19 protein-coding genes and 1 pseudogene are annotated in these 16564 nt (G+C 65.6%); 10 read left to right on the top strand and 10 right to left on the bottom strand.

All coding sequences use genetic code 11. The annotated features are described in order from the left end of the window. Positions 1–3 precede the first annotated feature (3 nt). The 4 genes and pseudogenes from GGC47_RS24660 to GGC47_RS24645 form a co-directional block, all read left to right on the top strand. Positions 4–690: a TetR/AcrR family transcriptional regulator gene (locus tag GGC47_RS24660; RefSeq protein ID WP_429069467.1), complete on the top strand. Its 687-nt coding sequence runs from the start codon at positions 4–6 to the stop codon at positions 688–690. A 294-nt stretch (positions 691–984) separates the two neighbouring features. Further along, entirely contained in the window at positions 985–1110 is a 126-nt protein-coding gene (locus GGC47_RS24655) for a hypothetical protein (protein WP_429069466.1), read from the top strand. 174 nt (positions 1111–1284) lie between these two features. Next, on the top strand, positions 1285–2271 hold the full coding sequence (locus GGC47_RS24650) for a DUF3991 domain-containing protein (protein WP_429069464.1): 987 nt from the start codon (positions 1285–1287) through the stop codon (positions 2269–2271). A gap of 124 nt (positions 2272–2395) precedes the next feature. Continuing rightward, positions 2396–2500, top strand: a pseudogene (locus tag GGC47_RS24645) (DUF1419 domain-containing protein); the annotation flags it as partial. Between the two features lie 236 nt (positions 2501–2736). Here GGC47_RS24645 and GGC47_RS24640 read toward each other — a convergent pair. The 4 genes from GGC47_RS24640 to GGC47_RS24625 form a co-directional block, all read right to left on the bottom strand. After that, on the bottom strand, positions 2737–3027 hold the full coding sequence (locus tag GGC47_RS24640) for a HigA family addiction module antitoxin (RefSeq protein WP_429069463.1): 291 nt from the start codon (positions 3025–3027) through the stop codon (positions 2737–2739). 41 nt (positions 3028–3068) lie between these two features. Then, complete coding sequence (locus tag GGC47_RS24635) at positions 3069–3362, bottom strand: type II toxin-antitoxin system RelE/ParE family toxin (protein ID WP_429069462.1); 294 nt, start codon at positions 3360–3362, stop codon at positions 3069–3071. A 330-nt stretch (positions 3363–3692) separates the two neighbouring features. After that, positions 3693–4196, bottom strand: coding sequence for an RES family NAD+ phosphorylase (locus tag GGC47_RS24630; RefSeq protein ID WP_429069460.1), 504 nt, complete (start codon positions 4194–4196; stop codon positions 3693–3695). Positions 4197–4204: 8 nt separating this feature from the next. Next, complete coding sequence (locus GGC47_RS24625) at positions 4205–4555, bottom strand: antitoxin Xre/MbcA/ParS toxin-binding domain-containing protein (RefSeq protein ID WP_038366564.1); 351 nt, start codon at positions 4553–4555, stop codon at positions 4205–4207. Between the two features lie 740 nt (positions 4556–5295). On the opposite strand from GGC47_RS24625, the gene GGC47_RS24620 reads away from it, so the two are divergent. Both GGC47_RS24620 and GGC47_RS24615 read left to right on the top strand, forming a co-directional pair. After that, the gene (locus tag GGC47_RS24620; RefSeq protein ID WP_429069459.1) at positions 5296–5877 is read left to right on the top strand and encodes a hypothetical protein; all 582 of its coding nucleotides are present in this window, start codon (positions 5296–5298) and stop codon (positions 5875–5877) included. 327 nt (positions 5878–6204) lie between these two features. After that, positions 6205–7113 (top strand): ArdC family protein, encoded by a 909-nt coding sequence (locus GGC47_RS24615; RefSeq protein WP_429069457.1) that lies wholly within the window; start codon positions 6205–6207, stop codon positions 7111–7113. Between the two features lie 49 nt (positions 7114–7162). On the opposite strand, the gene GGC47_RS24610 is transcribed toward GGC47_RS24615, so the two are convergent. Further along, positions 7163–8362, bottom strand: coding sequence for a DUF1173 domain-containing protein (locus GGC47_RS24610; RefSeq protein ID WP_429069456.1), 1200 nt, complete (start codon positions 8360–8362; stop codon positions 7163–7165). Positions 8363–9123: 761 nt separating this feature from the next. On the opposite strand from GGC47_RS24610, the gene GGC47_RS24605 reads away from it, so the two are divergent. Together GGC47_RS24605 and GGC47_RS24600 are read left to right on the top strand one after the other, a co-directional pair. Beyond that, on the top strand, positions 9124–9435 hold the full coding sequence (locus GGC47_RS24605) for a DUF736 domain-containing protein (protein WP_112764973.1): 312 nt from the start codon (positions 9124–9126) through the stop codon (positions 9433–9435). A gap of 399 nt (positions 9436–9834) precedes the next feature. Further along, positions 9835–9999, top strand: a complete 165-nt coding sequence (locus tag GGC47_RS24600) for a hypothetical protein (protein ID WP_166653056.1) — start codon at positions 9835–9837, stop codon at positions 9997–9999. Between the two features lie 33 nt (positions 10000–10032). On the opposite strand, the gene GGC47_RS24595 is transcribed toward GGC47_RS24600, so the two are convergent. From GGC47_RS24595 to GGC47_RS24580, 4 genes are all read right to left on the bottom strand, one after another. Next, on the bottom strand, positions 10033–10311 hold the full coding sequence (locus GGC47_RS24595) for an HU family DNA-binding protein (RefSeq protein ID WP_429069454.1): 279 nt from the start codon (positions 10309–10311) through the stop codon (positions 10033–10035). Between the two features lie 441 nt (positions 10312–10752). Continuing rightward, positions 10753–11121 (bottom strand): helix-turn-helix domain-containing protein, encoded by a 369-nt coding sequence (locus GGC47_RS24590; RefSeq protein ID WP_038366341.1) that lies wholly within the window; start codon positions 11119–11121, stop codon positions 10753–10755. A gap of 177 nt (positions 11122–11298) precedes the next feature. Continuing rightward, on the bottom strand, positions 11299–11715 hold the full coding sequence (locus GGC47_RS24585; RefSeq protein WP_429069452.1) for a hypothetical protein: 417 nt from the start codon (positions 11713–11715) through the stop codon (positions 11299–11301). A gap of 1 nt (position 11716) precedes the next feature. Next, on the bottom strand, positions 11717–12418 hold the full coding sequence (locus GGC47_RS24580; protein WP_429069451.1) for a ParA family protein: 702 nt from the start codon (positions 12416–12418) through the stop codon (positions 11717–11719). A 560-nt stretch (positions 12419–12978) separates the two neighbouring features. On the opposite strand from GGC47_RS24580, the gene GGC47_RS24575 reads away from it, so the two are divergent. Together GGC47_RS24575 and GGC47_RS24570 are read left to right on the top strand one after the other, a co-directional pair. Continuing rightward, positions 12979–13455, top strand: coding sequence for a hypothetical protein (locus GGC47_RS24575; RefSeq protein WP_429069449.1), 477 nt, complete (start codon positions 12979–12981; stop codon positions 13453–13455). 341 nt (positions 13456–13796) lie between these two features. Beyond that, complete coding sequence (locus GGC47_RS24570; RefSeq protein ID WP_429069447.1) at positions 13797–15764, top strand: relaxase/mobilization nuclease domain-containing protein; 1968 nt, start codon at positions 13797–13799, stop codon at positions 15762–15764. 16 nt (positions 15765–15780) lie between these two features. Here GGC47_RS24570 and GGC47_RS24565 read toward each other — a convergent pair whose 3' ends face one another. Further along, complete coding sequence (locus GGC47_RS24565) at positions 15781–16515, bottom strand: helix-turn-helix transcriptional regulator (RefSeq protein ID WP_429069445.1); 735 nt, start codon at positions 16513–16515, stop codon at positions 15781–15783. Positions 16516–16564: the final 49 nt, after the last annotated feature.

Below are 16564 nucleotides of genomic sequence, written 5' to 3'. Positions count from 1 at the left end.
CATATGAAAAGGGCAGGGAACCCCGATGCAAAAAAGGCCGATCGCGTTGGCACCCGGGCCCGGATCCTGGATGCCACTCTGGTGCTGTTCAACGATCGGGGCCCCGATCGGGTCACGACCGCCGAGATCGCCCGAACGGTCGGCATCAACGAAGGCAACCTTTATTATCACTTCAAAACGAAGGAAGCGCTTCTCCAGGCGTTGTTCAAAAGACTGGAGGCCGACGCGACGGTTTTCATGGGGGACGCAGGCTCGAACACTGCCACCGATCCTGACGTTTTCTCAGGTTTCTTGCGGCGCTGGTTCTCGATCGTCTGGGACCATCGCTACATTTTCCGGGATCTGCCGGGCATCATCGTCATTGCTCCCACCCTGCGTGAGCCAATCCGTGTGGTGAGTGCGGCAATGCGCCTCGTCGTAGACGGGGCACTTCGCCAGATGACAGATGCGAAGCTGATCGACGTTCCAGACCAAGACGCACCACTATTGCTCGCCAATGTCTGGATCGTATCGACCTACTGGGCGGTTTATCTCAGCCTGCAGGAAGGTATCGAGGACCTCGGACAGCAGCATCTCGATTGGGGGCTGAAACAGGTCGCGAGCCTATTTCGACCGTACCTGTCGGATGCGGCAAAGAGCGAGTTGAACGCCATGCTCCTTGGTCGCGCGGTCATGCAAAAGGCGGTTTGACAGCGCCCGGTTCGCGCCGCGAAAGAGGCGTTCCGCGAAGCGCACGAGATTGGGCGTCAACGCCCGGGCTGCGGCGCGAATGCGTTCGACATCGGCGGGCGAGGCCTGGTCATCGGCGACGGCATTTACTGGACCAGATCACCGCGCGCGGTCGGGCATGGTGATCGCGTCCGGGTCCTGACACCGTCGGAGCCATCGAGCGGGAATGGGCCCGCTCCCGGATCGAGCCTTCACACGATGTGACACGATCCGTCGGTAGCCCAGAGCCGCGCCTTCCAGCTCGCACAGACCCTCATGGTTCCGGTCACGGTCTTCCGGTCGAACGGGGCCCTCGGCGTTCTGCCCTTCGCCGAGCTCGACGATGGCGAGGTCGAGCTCATCGCTGAGTTCGATCCGTTCGAAACCCGGCCGGCTCGCTGAGCCGGCGCTTTTTTCCCTGCGGGTGCCGCTTGCGAGCTGCGGCGGCAAGGGAAGCTGACGCCGCTGGCGCGCCCTTGCCGCCATGGCTCTTCGCGGCCTGCGGAGGTTGCTCCGCGAGATGCGGGGACAAGGAAACAGGCAAGGAAAGGCGGACGCGAATGCGCCGGCACGACTATGAAACGGACCGAATTGGAGGCGTTACGGGAGCGTGTGCCCTGCGCGGCGGTGCTGGAGAAGGCCGGCTTCGCGATCGATCTGCCGGAAACCACGCGCAAGGCGGTTAAATACCGCCGCGGTGACGCGATCGTCATCGTGATCCATGCCGGACAGGGTTGGTTTGATCCGTTGTCCGAGGCCAAGGGCGATGTCTTCAGCCTGGTCGAATATCTCGATGGCGTTACCTTTGCCGAAGGTCTCGATCGCGTCGCCGCACTGGTCGGCTACAAGCCGAAAGATCCGATCCTTTCCCGGCCGCCGGGCGCTTCGGGGCAGATCCTGCCCGTGCTCGCGCGATGGGTGAGGCGGCGCAGACCCTGGCCAGGCTCGGCGACCTGGCGCTATCTGCGCGACGAGCGCTGCCTGCCGGAGGCTCTGATCCGCGCCGCTGTCGGAGACGATATCCTGCGCGAGGGGCCGCAGGGGAGCATGTGGGCCGCCCATCGCGACGAGGTCGGGGCAGTCACGGGCTGGGAGGAGCGCGGTCCGCAGTGGCGAGGCTTCTCGACCGGCGGCACCAAGCGTCTGTTCCAGTTTGGATCGGCGGGGGCAAAACGCCTCTGCGTTACCGAGGCCGCCATCGACGCGATGAGCCTCGCTGACCTTGAGCACGGAGGGGCCGACAGCCTCTATCTCAGCACCGGGGGCGGGTGGTCGCCGGCAACCGACGCGTCGATCCGTGCGCTCGCGGCGCGCGCTAATGCGCTGCTGGTCGCCGCGACCGACAACAACCGACAGGGCGAAGCCTACGCAGAGCGGTTGCAGGCGATGGCGATCACGATCGGATGCGGCTTTGAGCGCTTGCGGCCCGCCCAGACGGACTGGAATGCCACGCTGCAGGCGAAAGCGGCAATGGAGAAGGGGGACGGAAGGAGCGGGCAACCGGCTGCCGCATGCCCGCCGGCCGCGTCAAGGGAAGCTTCGCCCGCGTTTCGCGACCCTTGACGCCGCCGGACGGAGAGGCGGCTGCGGGGAGGGCTCAGAGGGCAGAAGATGATGGTGAAGCCGAGGAGGTGAGCCGCGCTTCAGCCCGACGGCGGACAAGGAGCCTGCCCATGACTCGACTGCCATCCGCAAAGTCTTCGAGGGCGTCGCCGAGCGGCGCCAGATGTTCCGGATGTTCGACCGGCATGCACAGCGACCGAACCGTTTCAAGGATGATGCCGGCGCCGTGAGGAGCACGCCGAGGCGCTTCAGGCTAAGCGTCCATGGCACGCCCGGTGGATTGCGGCGCGCGGCAATCTCATCATGGTTGGCACTATGGCCACGCACGCCTTCACATCGTGCGGCAAGGCTGTCATGCGGATTTGGAAGCTGACGCTCTAAGCAAAAAGCCCCCGGCGCGGGGGGCATCCGGGAGCTTCTCTGTGGGTCCTTGACCGACCCGACTCGCAGTCTAGCAGATATCCGTTATGCCGCGACGAGCCGATCTAGCTTGGCGTAGATTTCTGCCTTCGCGTCCCGCTCGTGCGATAGATCGAAGCTGCTTTGCAGGTTGAGCCAGAAGCCAGCCGACATCCCCAGCACCTTCTCAAGCCGAAGTGCCGTATCAGCAGTCATTCCGGTCTGCGCCTTCAGCAGCTTGGTCACACGGGTCACCGGCACCTTCATGGCGCGCGACAAGGCGCGGGCCGAGATGCCCATGGGCTCCATGAATTCGAAATAGAGCATTTCGCCGGGGTGGGTGGTGATGCGAGCCATGTCGTATCTCCTATCATTCATTCAAGCAGGCAGTCATTCATTCAGTGGTAGTCAGTTATCTCGATCCTCATCGCTTTGGTTCCATCCCAAGTGAAGCAGACCCGATATTGGTCGTTGATGCGGATGCTGTATTGCCCTTCGCGATCCCGTTCGAGCTTCTCGAACTTGTTTATCGGCGGGATGCGAAAGTCGTCTAGCCGCGCAGCATTCAGCACCATGTCCAGCTTCCGGGCAGCGACACGCTCGAAAGCCTTCCATTCAGCGGGGCATTTCCCCGCCTGATGAAAAGCCCGGGTCGCTTTGTCAAAGAACCTAGCCATCGTGGGGTGTTGCATAACATGAAACACTCCACCGCGCACTTCGGCAGGGCTGGCCGAGGATCGGCGTCGGGGGCTCTGCGGCTAGAATGCCTCGGCTGGCGCGGCGAAGGGCAGGCGGGCGCCGAGCGCAAGCCTTGCGGCCCTTCCGGCGGCTGCCCCCGCGCAGGGCATCCCCAGCCAATTCATCTTTTTTGGACCCGTTTTGTTTCCAGTGGGTCATCAAGGGAGACGTTTACATGCGTTTTCGCGAGCAGCGCCAACGGCTTAAGCCCAATTCCGGGGCTATCGTGGATAAGTCGCAGGGGTGGCCTCGCCCGAGGGCTAGGCCGGCCATCGTCATGTTCGTCAGGGCTGTCGCGAAAGTCGATGCTCGTCGTCGATCACAGCCAGGCGGCACGGTGTCGTATCGCTCCACCTCCAGAGAACGAGGTTGAGGTCGTCGCGGGTTGCCCCCGGCGCGAAGCTCCTGACCAGCAAGCCGTGATAGCCAGAAGCAATGAGCCTGCGGGCGAAGGTCTGGGTTTTCGCCTCTCCCGAGGTTCTCATCTGATCGCGCCAGGCCGGATCATCGAGCACTCCGACATCCACCCCCTCAGCCCGAAGGGCCTCGTCGTCCCGTGTATCGAAGATGCGTTCGATTTCCGCGTCGTAGGCGACCAGGGTCGTCGGCTGCAGGCTGCCGACCTGATTGGCTTCCCGCAAAGCCGTCATGATCGACAGCGACGTGTACAGCGCCACCGTGCCCTTGCGGTTGAAGCGGCCGCCGTACTGCTCAGCGCCGCGGCCTGATAACGGCTCGCGTGCATAAACCGGGTTCAGCGCCCGATAGAGGACACCCTGGAAACGCATCAGCCGGGTTATGCGTGAATGCCGGCGTCGACCGCGTCGATATAGTCGAGCACTTCGTCGGCGCGGCCGTCACGGACGAGCTGCATCGCCGTCAGGCCGGAAAAGCCGGACAGGGGCTCGGAGCGATACCAGGCATAGGCCATCAGCGCCGAGCCGAAGCGCGGTTCGACCTTATTGATGATTTCCGTCACTTCGCGCAGCCGGCGTTGCGTCTTGTCGGAGCGGATGCGCTCCTTGCGCTGGATCGCATCCTTGCCAAGGCCAGCCGTGCGGGCGATTTCCTCGCTCGTCGTGCGCAGGGTTTCCGCGATCTTGCGCGGCGAGAACAGCCCGCCATCAGCATATTGGGCAAGCCCCAAGGCGTTCACCTTCATTGAGAAGTGCCAATCATTCTGACGCAATATAGCGTCGAAACAAGCGCGGTTCAATCCAGTCGGCAAAGAGAAGGGAAAGCGAAAAAGCGGCTCGCAGACCGGGCGGGCCGCTGCCGCTGCCGCTCAACCGCGCCGCTCACGATCCCGGCCCGGCGCCCCGCAGGGCTTCACGCGCCCCGCTTGGCCGCCCGGCCTGGCCTCGGTCTTCACTTGGCTCGCCGGCTGATCGGTTGGCCGAATATTCGGACGCTTATCGGGCCGGGATCGAGGCTACCATCCGCCTCTAGCGGCCGGAGGACTGGGCGCGCGCTGCACAGACGGCCTGACCGGGGCTTGTTCGAGATCGCAACCGTCGCGGCTTGGCTGGAACGTCGCCGATGGTCGTGGAACGATCGCTGGTGCTGCCCCTTCTTCCGGTAGCCCCTTTTGGGAAGTGCCCGTCGGCCTTCCCTTCGGCCGGGTCTGCGCTCTTAAACCGGCGGCCGGCCGCTTCAAGGCCGCGTTCCGCGCCGCTTTGCGGCCGGTTCGACCGTTCTCGGCAGGCCATGCCTGCGGGTCGCGCAGGGCCGTTGGCCCGGCTTTGCCCGCAGACCTGCCCCGCTCGTTTTGGTCGCCCCGGACCCTGAAGCACCCGTCTCTGCGCCGGTTTCATTCGAGCGCGCCCGAAGGGAGGGCCGGCAGGGGCCGGTCCGGTTCTTCGGCTCAACCGAAGAAAGGAAGTTCGCATGCCCAGGACCGCTCCCCGCCCGACCGCCCGCGTCGTCCAGCTCCGCAAGGGCACGACCCTCGACATGGTCCGGCTTGCCTGTCCCGATGCGGCGCAGGCCATCCTCATTGCCGAGAGCTTTGGCCTGCCCGTGCTTGACAGCGAAGCCATCCGCGACCTGCACGAACGAATGATCGTCGAGACCGCCGATGTGCTGCGAGAAGGCCTCGCCGAACGCGCGATGCAGATCCATCTGCAGCGGATCGTCGGCTCCTATGTCGGCTCCGCCCATGGCGCCGGCCAATTCTACAGCCGGGCCGTCAGTGAAGCGCGCGACCTGACGAGCAAGCTTGCCAACGAGGCCCGCGACGAGGATCTCGACGGACCGGTCGGCTTCGAGAGCGTCGCGCAACGCAAGCGCGAGTTCGCAGCCGACATGGGCGTCCAGGCCCATGCGCTTCGCATGGCGGCCGAAGGCGCCGTGACGGCCTATGAGCAGGTCATCGGCGAGCGCTGGAAGCCCTTCGAGCGTGCCGTCGAGAAGCCCGGCCATGCCGTCGACCGCAAGGCGGCCGAGATGCAAATGGCCGCTTTCGGCTGAGCCTCCGCCGGCGGGACCCCGGCCTCGCCCGTCAATCCCGACCAACCAGGCCGGTCCCGTTCGGGGCCGGCCATTTCCGGTTCGCCGTCTGCCGCATCCAGGCGAGGGAAGGAAGGGGCAGGACCCTCCGTCCGGTCCCGGACGGGGTCCTGCCGGGGCCGGCCGTCCGCGCAACGGCTTTGCCGTCCTCCACTGCGTTTCGGCCCGGAACCACCCGCCGCGCCAGCGCGGGCTGGGTGGCCGGGTGCGCGACCCTCCTGATTGCCCCGGTGCTGGACCTCCGTGACCGGCCGCGATGGGCGCGGCCCCGAAACGGAGGACAAGGTCATGACAGGCAAGGACAAGGGAGCCCGCGCCGATATCTACGCGCGCATCACCGAACGCATCGTGGCGGATCTCGAGAAGGGCACCCGTCCCTGGGTGCAGCCCTGGAACGCCGGTACGGCGGCTGGCGGGATGACCCGGCCGCTGCGCCACAACGGCCAACCCTATACAGGGCTCAATGTCCTGCTGCTCTGGTCGGAGGCGATGGCGCGTGGGTTCACTTCGGCGATGTGGATGACGTTTCGCCAGGCGAGGGAGCTTGGCGCCCATGTGCGCAAGGGCGAAGGCGGCTCGACCGTCGTCTATGCCAGCCGCTTCACCAAGACCGAGGTCGACGCGGCCGGCGGCGAGATCGAGCGCGATATCCCCTTTCTCAAGGCTTACACCGTCTTCAATTGCGAGCAGATCGAAGGCCTGCCCGATCACTATTGTCAGCGCCCGGAACCGCCAGTCGATCCGCTGGTTCGGATCGAGCGTGCCGACCGCTTCTTCGCCAATACCGGTGCCATGATCCGGCATGGCGGCTCGAAGGCGTTCTACGCCGCAGGGAGCGACAGCATCCAGATGCCGGATCTGCGGTATTTCCGCGATGCCGAATCCTATGTCGCCGTGCTCGGCCATGAGTGCATCCACTGGGCCGGAGCGCCGCATCGGCTCAACCGGGATCTCAGCCGCTATCACACAGACCAGACCGAGCGGGCCCGGGAGGAGCTGATCGCGGATATCGGCGCGAGCTTCCTCTGCGCCGATCTCGGCATCGTGCCGGAGCTGGAGCCTCGGCCCGACCACGCCAGCTATGTCGCCTCATGGCTCAAGCTGCTCGATGGCGATCGCCGGGCGATCTTCCAGGCGGCCGCTCATGCCCAGCGCGCCGTCACTTACCTTCATGACCTGCAGCCACGGAAGGACTGACAGGCGGCGGCGTGAGCATCCTCAGGCCGGCTGTCGTCTTGCCTTGCGTCTACCGGACCGGGAGGGTCGGCATCTCTCCCTGGCCGGCATGCCAGATCCAGCTATCCATCTCGGGCCGAGAAGCGATCATCTCCTCGAGCGCGGCTTCATAGGCGTCGTCGGCGCTCGCGGGCACGACGAAGAGGGCAAGCGGGCGTGGCCGGTGCTGCATCAGCAGTGCCGCTGCGATCGGCTGATCGGCGGGCGAGGAATAACGCAGGCCCTTGATGCTCTGCTCGCGGAGCTTGGCCAATGTCTCGACGAGGCGCAGCTCCTGGGCGGATTCATAGGGGATCCAGTTCTCCGCGACGACCATCAGCGCGATCTCCTCGATGATCGCGAGGCCGACAGCGTTCAACCCGAAGGTCGCGACCGTAATCAGATGCGAGGTATCGTTCGCCGCCCACAGCGCGAGCTCGGCCTCGAACCGAGCCTGCACGCGCGTCCAGGCGCGCTCGTCGAGCAGGATCGGAAAACCGGGCCAATGCTTGACCACCAGCCGGTGGCCGCCGCGCGCCGCCTGGAATTCCTTGACCTCCCCGACCAGCACCATGAGCTTCCGCGGGCCAGTCTTCTGCGGCTGAATCCCGCTCAGCGCGATGGCGCGCCGTTGCTCGATCGCGTCCTTGTTCTCCGCGCGGAAGGGTTCCGGGACTAACAGAACTTCGTTCAGCGGTGCACCCCTCACCAGCATGGTCTTCGCCGCCTCGATCAGATGCCAGCGGATATTCCACCAGTGGCGCTTGCCGGCCCAGGCCGAGGTCCATTTGGTCAGGCCAGCCTCGTTCCAGAGCAGATGCAGCAACCCGCGCAGCGATAGCCGGCGCCCCTCGCTCTTCACCGACGTCGATTCCGACGCACCCGGCGTCGGCGCGGCCCGGCTGCCGGTTCGCGTCAGGCTGAACTCCAGCCGCAACGCGGCCATCCCGCTCGCGGGATCGAGCCGGATTGCGCTGCCCATCAGCGGGCCGAGGCCCGAGAGATCGAGCGGCGGCTCATAGGAGTCGCAGGCCGGGTCGTGCTGGCCGCCCGAGAGCGGCATGCGCTTGACGACGAATTGCTCGCCCATCGCCGCGACATACATCGGGATGCCGGGCTCGCGGCACAGACACAGCGGGCGCATCCGATCGCGATAGGCCGCCGCGATCGCCGTTGGCAGCGTCGGATCGTTCTCGTTCAGAACGGCGCCTGCGATCTCGAACCGGCGCATCCATCTCCCCCTCGCTTGCCGTCGAAGTTTCGCCCGACCGGACCGGCGCCGCAACCCGTGCGGGTAGCGCGCGCCGCCAGGCGAGCTCGCCATAACGCGCTCCGTCCCCCACGTGGCAGCGGGTTGGCCGGTGGAGCGGCCAGCGATGGTGGGCTGCCGATCTCGAGAGCCAGCCGATCCCGTCGGGGCGCGGGCACCACCGAATGCGGCGGCTTAAAGCTGCTTGGGTGGCGCTGGCGGAGATGACGGCTCTGCCGATGTCGGAGATCATTCGTGGCGCAGCCATCCCCGACCCTCGCGATCCGGGGCGGTGCGGCATGGCGTGGCTGGAGACGTTGGCGGAACGGACCAGGCAAGATCGGCGCGGACAGTGCCGAACAGGGCCGACGATGTTGTCGAGGTCGGCGCACCCCCTTGAACCGCGGCGATGAAGGGCCAGTTCGGGCTCCTTCCTGTTTGCGTCACGGTTGCGCCCCGTGCGGTCTCGATGGATTGGGTGTGACCGGGGGACGACCTCGTCTCGATCGCCCATCCGCAACGGCCGGCCCCGGCTTTTTTCCGCCGGCGGCTGCGCCGCCTTTGCAGCGCGAAGCAAAAAAGCCGGGATCGGCCGCCCTCCACTGCGTTGCGGCCCCAAGAACCACCCCATTGCGCGAGCGCAACAGGGACCCCGGTGGGTGCGGGCTCGATCGCCCCCGGTCCTGACACCGCCATCGAGGCCGCGACGGGCGCGGCCCGAGCAAACCGGAAAGGATCCCACCATGGCTGTCATCGGCGAATTCAAGAGCAACGGCAACGGCATCGTCGGCAATGTGCGCACCCTCAGCGTCCGCTTCCAGGCTCGCCTGCAACCGATCGAGCGTGTCTCGCGCGACGCCCCGGACTTCCGCGTCACCGGCAACGGCGCCGAAGTCGGCGCGGGCTGGAATGCGGTCTCCGGCGACGGCGAGCCCTATATCTCGCTCAAGCTCGACGATCCGAGCTTCAACGCCCCGATCACCGCGGCACTCTGGCCGGGCGAGACCGAAGGGGACTACACCCTGATCTGGAACCGCCCGAAGCGGGAGGCCTGATCCCCACCGCGAACGAGCCCCGCCGCCCAGGCGGGGCTTCCTCATCTCAGATGGTGCCGGACGACGCCGGCGCCACGGCACCATTCCACGCAGCAGGTCTCGGATCGCCGATGGACCGCCATATCGCGTGTCGAAGCTGAAGGCCGGCATCGAGCCGGCCTTCAGCTTTCTGGTGCCGACCCGAGCTAAAAAAGCCTGCTCAGATCGTCCGAGCGTGTCATGGCGGCCCGAAGGCCTCAAGGACGAGCGGTGCCCCCCATTTTCAGCCGCCGCCCGAGTGCGTCGCCAGAAAATCGGCTCCCCCGCTCGCCGCCTGCGGCGGTCGCTGCGCGATCCCTGACCCCTGCGGCCCGCCATGACCGCTGACGTCGTCTTTCACACTCAATCGAGGAGGCGACGATGCCGAACGAACAGCACATCGAGGAACTGCGCGCCGAGCTGCGGGATGCAACCGACCGCGCCGAGCGCCGTCAGATCGAGGCGGAGCTGGAGCTCGCGCTGGCCGAGCGCGAGGTCATGCTGGCCGAAGCCGAGGGGCGTTACAGCAGCGAGCCGCCCTTCTAGGGAGGCGTCGCGCTCCACACGCGCTTGGCGGCCTCAGCCGTTGAGCGCGTCCTTCACGGCCTTCGCCGGCGTGAAGCTCAGCTTCTTCGATGCGGCGATCTTGATCGTCGCGCCGGTCGCCGGATTGCGGCCCTCGCGCTCCGGTGTTTCCTTCACCTTGAACTTGCCGAAGCCCGGGATGTTCGTCTCTGCCCCACCCTTTGCCGCGGCGGCGATCTGGCGAAACACGCTCTCGACGATGGCCCTCGCCTGCGCCTTCGTCAGCTTCTGCTCGCCGGCGATCGTGTCGGCAATCTCAATCGCTGTCGTCATGGAAAAGATATCCTGTGAGGTTGATGACCTCGACCAGTATCGCAGTGGGTGCGCGGCGACGGTAACGCGAAGGAAGCCGCATCTCCCGCTATCCACCGAAATTTCTCGATGTCGCCTGGTCTCGACCTCGCCAGCCGGGCCGAGGTCTCCGCATCCGCCTTCATTCTCGGCGCAAAACACGACGCCATCGTCGTTGAACCCGGGAAAATCCGCGCTATCGGCAGAAATGACAGTTTCGAGGGCGACTTGCGAAGTCACGCCGCTGGCCGCGGTCAGGTTTTGCAGTTCCGATCGACATAGTGGGGCAGACCGGCCCGGGCGAGCCCCTCCAGGAACGGCTCTACGCTCGCCCAAGAGGCGCTCCCGCAGCCCGCAAGCGGTCGCCGCGCAGCCGCGTGACGATCCTTTCGCGGCGCCCGGCGCAGCGCGGAATTTCTAAAGCTATGACGGGAGCTTGCGCGAGCGTCCTTCACGCGCGAGCGCGCGCTGAGCCCGGTTCCTCTTGGCGATCGCCGAGCTTAGATCGTCATAGTCGACCCCACCCTTCTGCAAGGCCCGGCGGGCGTCGTCGACTTCGAAGCCGAGAAGCTCGAACACCGTCATGTTCAGGCTGGAGGCGACGCGTTCGATCGTCTTCAGCGTCGGATTCCCGATGCCACGGAGCAGCTGGTAATAAGTCTGACGCGCAAGACCCGTCTTCGGCAGGAGCGCTTCCATGCCGCCGTTCTCGATTTCGAGCTGCTGCAGCCGGATCGCGATCATTTCGTTGAGGATCGAGTGATCGATCGGCTGGGGTTTGCGAACGGGCATCGGAGATCGGGGGGAGGTTGGCAGTCGCGATTATGGGGACGCTATATCAGGTCCCAACCTCCGGGATAATAGATATTCGAGGCATTCAGAGAGATGCCGTTGATGGTGCGCGCTCGCTTGTGACGGCGTTCGACCCGTTCGGTCCTCAGCGATGCCGAGTATCCTCCTCCGGCCGGTCTATGTCGGAGGCAGGCGTCCGATCCGGCGGAGATGGTCGTACAGGATCCGATCGATCACGCGCAGCGGATGCGTCCGCTCCTCGGCGGCGATCTGGCGAAGGACGAGATCGATCGCGTCCGGCAACCGCAACGCGTAAGGTCTGGACGAAGAGCGTTCGCCATAGGCCTCGAACGGATTCCGCTCGGGTCTTGCCCGCATCTGTCGACGCGCGGGCGCTGCGGGATTGTCGTGCCGAGGCGGCGAGACGCCGTGAGGGCGAGGACCGCCGGCGCCGGTGTCGTCATAGGCGGGCGTCACGACCACGGGCCTTGGTCCAGGGGCTTCAGCGCTGGACGCGTTGACACGCTGCGATCGGAACATGTCGCGGGGCAGGGCAGGCCGCTCCGGCCTGTTGTTGGAATCGGAGCCGCTCATCTCAGGCGGCCGCTTCGTCTGGTGCCGTGCCTTGGCTTGCAGAGAGCAGTTCCCGCACGACCTGGTCGGCATTGTAGCGCGCCTTGCGGACGGACTCGTCGCCATCGCTCATCTGGTAGAGCGTGCCGTGACCGCTGGTCATCGTGCGGAAGGTGACACGGCGGTAGAGCGCGTTCGAGCAGATCGGCACCTGTTCGGCATCGAGATAGGCGACGACCTCGCGCAGCGGGCGCGTGTTGCGGTCGAGACTGTCATACTCGTTGAACAGCACGCGATGTTGGCTCATCGGCAAGGCGGATGCGGCCGCGTGCTGTTCGAGATTGCGGATGGTCCGCACGACCTGCGAGGCATCGAACGTATGGACCTTGCAGGGCAGCACGACGAGGTCGGCCCGAAGCGCCGACTGGATCAGGACATTGCCGTAATAGCCGGGCGTGTCGATCACCACGACGTCATGGCGGTCGAGATCGGCGATCGCCGCGAACAATGCCGCCTCGTCGGCCGCACGGACCAGATCGATTCCCCGTGGCGTCATCCCCCGCGCCGTGCTCGACGCATGCCATTGATAGGACGACCCTTGCGGATCCGCGTCGATGATCGCCACCGCATAGCCGTGGCGCGCAAACTCTCCGGCGAGGATGATGGCGACGGTCGTTTTGCCGCTGCCTCCCTTCGGATTGGCGACCGCAAAGATGCTCGGCATCGGTAATCCTAGGGCATCGCATATCGTCGGAGCATTGTACATTATAATAGATATCAGACAATCATGTATTGTCGCGGGAACGCGGGCCGCCATTTCCGAATGAACGCAGCGTGCCGATGCGGTGATGGGTGATTGTCGCGAGGCAGCTTCACCGGTCTGCAGAGACGCCGCATTCCACGACTGAGGCTTGCGCGGTATTGTGGAAATGCCGCGATGGCGTAGAACCGCACTGACTCAGCATGTTGTTGGCATAACACCACAATCCTTTATCCCGTGATGTCCGAAATGTCGGATCGCGGCGTCGTGACAAGGCCGTGCTATCGACATGCGTTGAGGCGATATTGCGGTAACAGCGAATGCCAGGCTTGCGATGCAAGGAGGAGGCATGTCGCGCCGGGCGAGCCGGCTGAGGGGCGCCTCCGCGCTGGTGGGCGTTCTGGCTGGTGTCGATCTACTATAATAGATGTTGGTTGACAAGATACCGGTTTGTGGGCCACAAACCAGAGGCGGCTGCGGGACGCAGCCGTAGAGCGCCGAGGCGCTGATGCCGGCATCCGGCGATGGCGCTGGTTCCGGCGGATCTGGCGATCCGCCATTTGGCCGGACAGGAGAGGGCGATGGCTCGGTCAGCTGCCGATCCACGACGCAAGGCCCGGCTGCGGACCGAGCTCTCCGCAGCCGACGAGCAGCGGCTGCGGGAGGCGGTCGTGCTCTTTGGTCTGCCAAGGGCGGAGGTGGTGCGCCGGTTGATCCGCGCCTCGGTGCAAGCGGGGCCGGCACTGTCGGCCGAGAACACCGAAGCGGTGGTTCTGCTGGCGAGCCAGGTTCGGGCGGTCGGGCGGAACCTGGCGCAGCTTCTGCGGGCCGTCCGGGCCGGGCAGGCCATCGGACTGGATGACACCGAGGCGGTCTGGCAAGGGCTCCACGATGCCGTCTCAGTGATCGACGAGGAGCTTACCGAAATCACGGTCTCCCATGGCTCCCGGCTTCGGCGCATCGCGAAGCTCGCGCTTCCGGTCGGGGTCGATCCGCGATGAGGCGGGCCCGCCAGATCGCCTGGTGGACGGAGCAGGTCGCTGCGGCGCGCGACGGAATAGCCCAGGCGCGTGAGGAACGGCGCCGGCCGAGAGCCGTGTGGCTGGAGGAGGACCTTCGTCGAAGTCGCGGCCTCTCGACGCGCCCCTCCGCGATGCCCCACGCCCATCAACTCATCCGGGGCGAGACGATCACAGGCGGGCTCGATGCCGAGCGCGAGCGGGAGCTTCCACCGGGACCAAAGGGCCGCGGACACGGTCCGGGCGAGAGGAGCGGGACTGGACCTCCGGCAGCGATCGCAGGCAGCCTCTCCGGCAGGGCCAATGCCGTCGGCCGGGCCCGCTTGCTCGCGGCCGGCTATCAGCCCGCCGTCGTCAAGGTGGTATCCTATGCCAGTGGAGCCGCCCGCGCGACGGCGACCGGCCAATATGTTCTGCGCGAGGACGTTCCGCTCGAGACCCATGACGGACGGATATTGGCCGACCGGGAGGCGGTCGCCGACGAGATCAAGGCCTGGTCGGCGGGCTTTTCGAAGCGTGCGCAGAGCCAGGATGTCGGTACGGTACGACTGGCGCTGCCCGGCATTGTCGATACACCCGAAGGCCGGGAAACCTACGTCAAGGCGATCGCCGCCGCCTTCGAAGGCCATCGCCACGCCTATCGGCTCGATGCGGCATCCGATGGCACGCTGGAGGCGCGCGTGGTCTTCGCGATGGCCGGGGCCGCGAGGGAGCGGTTTCGCTCTCGGATGGCGGAGGGCAGTGCGCCAGCGAGAGGATCGCGGAAATTCGACCGGGCGTCGGACGCGACGATCAAGGACAGGATCGCTGCCACGACGGGTGTTGCGGCGGACCGGATCGGCATCGTTTTGAAAGCGACCGGGCATGGCAGAGATGGCGTTGCCTATCAACTGGATCGCCTGGTCGCGAAGGGAGCCGCCGTCGACGACCGCGGTAAAACGCTCGCCAACGTCGCAGATGTCAGAACTGCCGCGCGACAATGGGGGCCATCGCTGCGCTCGCAATCGACCCGCGACACCCTGCACCTGATCCTTTCGGCCAAAGCCGGGGCCGATGTCGAGGCGTTGAGGCGAGCCGCCCACGCCTTCCTGCATGACCGCTTCGCCGATCACAAATTCATGTTCGGCGTCCATACCGACAAGCAGGCGGAGGGGCATATCCACGTCCATGCCGTCATCACGGTGAAGAGCGAATCCGGCCAGAAACTGCATCCGGGCCGGGACACTTTCCGTGAATGGCGCCAGGCCTATGCGGAGCACGCGCAGGCCGAAGGCCTGAAGATCGTGGCGACGGGCGCGCGCGAGCGCGCCTCGTCGCAGAGCTATGGTCCGAAGGACAAGGCGATCGTGCAGGTGGCGGACCGGTCGCGGCCCGGACGCGCGGCACGGGATCGCGCCTATGCCTCGGATCCGGCAAATCGGGCGATGATCGACAAGGCGCGCCAGCGCATCGCCGTAGCGCGGGCCAATCCGATCAGGATGGCGATGTCGGAGGCCGATCGGCGCGTGCTGAACGACAGCATCGAGGGCTGGCGGGTTGTTTTGCGGGACCAGCCCGGCAGCACGCTCGCAAAGGATATGCTCGAGCGACTGGCTTTAGCTCGCCTGGTCGGTGCCATCCTCGGCACGATCGCGCAACGCGTGGAGCTTCTGACGAAGGAGGGATCAGACATGGCCGTGACAGCCGAGCAGATGGCCAGGGATTTGCGCCTGATGAACGAAGCGGTGTCGCGGACGCGCGATCTGCTCGACGGAGCAACGAAACAACAGTTCCACGAAGCTTCGGCGCGCTATCTGGAGACCTTGGCCAATCGGCTCGATCTGCAGCGTCTCGCCGAACGCGGCGTCGAGCGGATGACGCGCGCGGAGGTCGAGGGCATCATTGGCGTCAATGCCGACCGGTTGATCGAGCGCGCGAACAACGTTCGGGCCAAGGAGGAGGGGGAAGCGCAACGGGCCGCCAGACAGGCAGATCGGGCCGTCGAAGTCGAAAGGGGAGACCAGGCGAGAGCTGGCATTGATCCAGCGTCCCAGCGAGACCTCGCAGCCAACAGGCAGATCGTGACGGGGGCTGAACGCTCGGCCGCGCAGGAAGCGCGTGAAGCCAGAGCCGCGACTGAGGCGGCGCGCATGCTTGCTCGGCATCCGGGGGATCGGCTCTCGCCGGGGTTGGTGAAGACCGATGCGCTCGCTCAACTGCGCGCCGAACAGGAACGCGTCATCCGCGAGATCGAGGCTAGCGATCGTCTGGAGGCCCAGAAGGGTCAAAGAATGGGTCCAGGAAGGGGCTAGCGCCGCTGATCATCCTTTACCGGAGGATTTTCTCGCGCAAGGCGATCGCAATGGCATGCGCCTTGGTGACGGCGCCGAGCTTTTCGCGGACGGAAAGAATGTGCTTCGTCACCGTCGATTTCGAGATGCCGAGGATGACGGAGATTTCCCAGTCGGTCTTGCCTTCGGCCGACCAAAGCAGGCAATCGTATTCGCGGGCCGAAATGCGCCCGTAGGCACGGCTGGCGCTGAACCGCCGCTGCAGCAAGGTGCCGAGCGCGTAGCTCGCCGCGAAACCGAGCAGCGATCGGTCATCCGGGCTGGGATCGATCTGCGCTCCGCCAAAGGATATCGCCGCGACGTTTCCATCCAGGAGCGAGATTGGCACGACATATCCATTCTCCAGACCGAACTCACTGGCCTCCCCGCCGATGAGCAGAACATCCGCGGAGGAGGCTGCCGCGTCATAGGCCTCGCGCCATGAAAAGGGCGATCGTTCAGTTTGCAGGCGCTCGACGACGGGATCACGATAGACGTAGCCGCGCGAGTTATACCGATCGGCCCAGTCGCGCGGGAATTCCTGGATAAGGATCCTCGAAGCAATGGCCTTTCGCGGAAGCGTTTGGCTCGGGACGACTCCTCCGAAGATGGCCGAGACGCCGAACGCGGCGCTGGCGCGAAGCAAGGCTGCCGCGACTTCCTTGCTGTCAGCAGCGGTTCCCATCGTGTGCACGAAGCGCCAAGTCTTCTCTAGAGAAACATGGTCGGCCATTGTTGAGGAACGGCGAGTGGTGAACGGCGTTAGCCAATATAGAGGACCT

The organism is Allobosea sp. OAE752 (assembly GCF_050433265.1).
Taxonomy (GTDB): Bacteria; Pseudomonadota; Alphaproteobacteria; order Rhizobiales; family Beijerinckiaceae; genus Allobosea; species Allobosea spartocytisi.
The sequence above is the reverse complement of the archived record's forward strand: the minus strand, read 5'-3'. Positions and strand labels throughout refer to the sequence as shown.

Coding starts and splice junctions, on each gene's coding strand:
- GGC47_RS24660 (WP_429069467.1), top strand. CDS start 4: ATGAAAAGGGCAGGGAACCCCGATGCAAAAAAGGCCGATCGCGTTGGC.
- GGC47_RS24655 (WP_429069466.1), top strand. CDS start 985: ATGGTTCCGGTCACGGTCTTCCGGTCGAACGGGGCCCTCGGCGTTCTG.
- GGC47_RS24650 (WP_429069464.1), top strand. CDS start 1,285: ATGAAACGGACCGAATTGGAGGCGTTACGGGAGCGTGTGCCCTGCGCG.
- GGC47_RS24640 (WP_429069463.1), bottom strand. CDS start 3,027: ATGGCTCGCATCACCACCCACCCCGGCGAAATGCTCTATTTCGAATTC.
- GGC47_RS24635 (WP_429069462.1), bottom strand. CDS start 3,362: ATGCAACACCCCACGATGGCTAGGTTCTTTGACAAAGCGACCCGGGCT.
- GGC47_RS24630 (WP_429069460.1), bottom strand. CDS start 4,196: ATGCGTTTCCAGGGTGTCCTCTATCGGGCGCTGAACCCGGTTTATGCA.
- GGC47_RS24620 (WP_429069459.1), top strand. CDS start 5,296: ATGCCCAGGACCGCTCCCCGCCCGACCGCCCGCGTCGTCCAGCTCCGC.
- GGC47_RS24615 (WP_429069457.1), top strand. CDS start 6,205: ATGACAGGCAAGGACAAGGGAGCCCGCGCCGATATCTACGCGCGCATC.
- GGC47_RS24610 (WP_429069456.1), bottom strand. CDS start 8,362: ATGCGCCGGTTCGAGATCGCAGGCGCCGTTCTGAACGAGAACGATCCG.
- GGC47_RS24605 (WP_112764973.1), top strand. CDS start 9,124: ATGGCTGTCATCGGCGAATTCAAGAGCAACGGCAACGGCATCGTCGGC.
- GGC47_RS24600 (WP_166653056.1), top strand. CDS start 9,835: ATGCCGAACGAACAGCACATCGAGGAACTGCGCGCCGAGCTGCGGGAT.
- GGC47_RS24595 (WP_429069454.1), bottom strand. CDS start 10,311: ATGACGACAGCGATTGAGATTGCCGACACGATCGCCGGCGAGCAGAAG.
- GGC47_RS24590 (WP_038366341.1), bottom strand. CDS start 11,121: ATGCCCGTTCGCAAACCCCAGCCGATCGATCACTCGATCCTCAACGAA.
- GGC47_RS24585 (WP_429069452.1), bottom strand. CDS start 11,715: ATGAGCGGCTCCGATTCCAACAACAGGCCGGAGCGGCCTGCCCTGCCC.
- GGC47_RS24580 (WP_429069451.1), bottom strand. CDS start 12,418: ATGCCGAGCATCTTTGCGGTCGCCAATCCGAAGGGAGGCAGCGGCAAA.
- GGC47_RS24575 (WP_429069449.1), top strand. CDS start 12,979: ATGGCGCTGGTTCCGGCGGATCTGGCGATCCGCCATTTGGCCGGACAG.
- GGC47_RS24565 (WP_429069445.1), bottom strand. CDS start 16,515: ATGGCCGACCATGTTTCTCTAGAGAAGACTTGGCGCTTCGTGCACACG.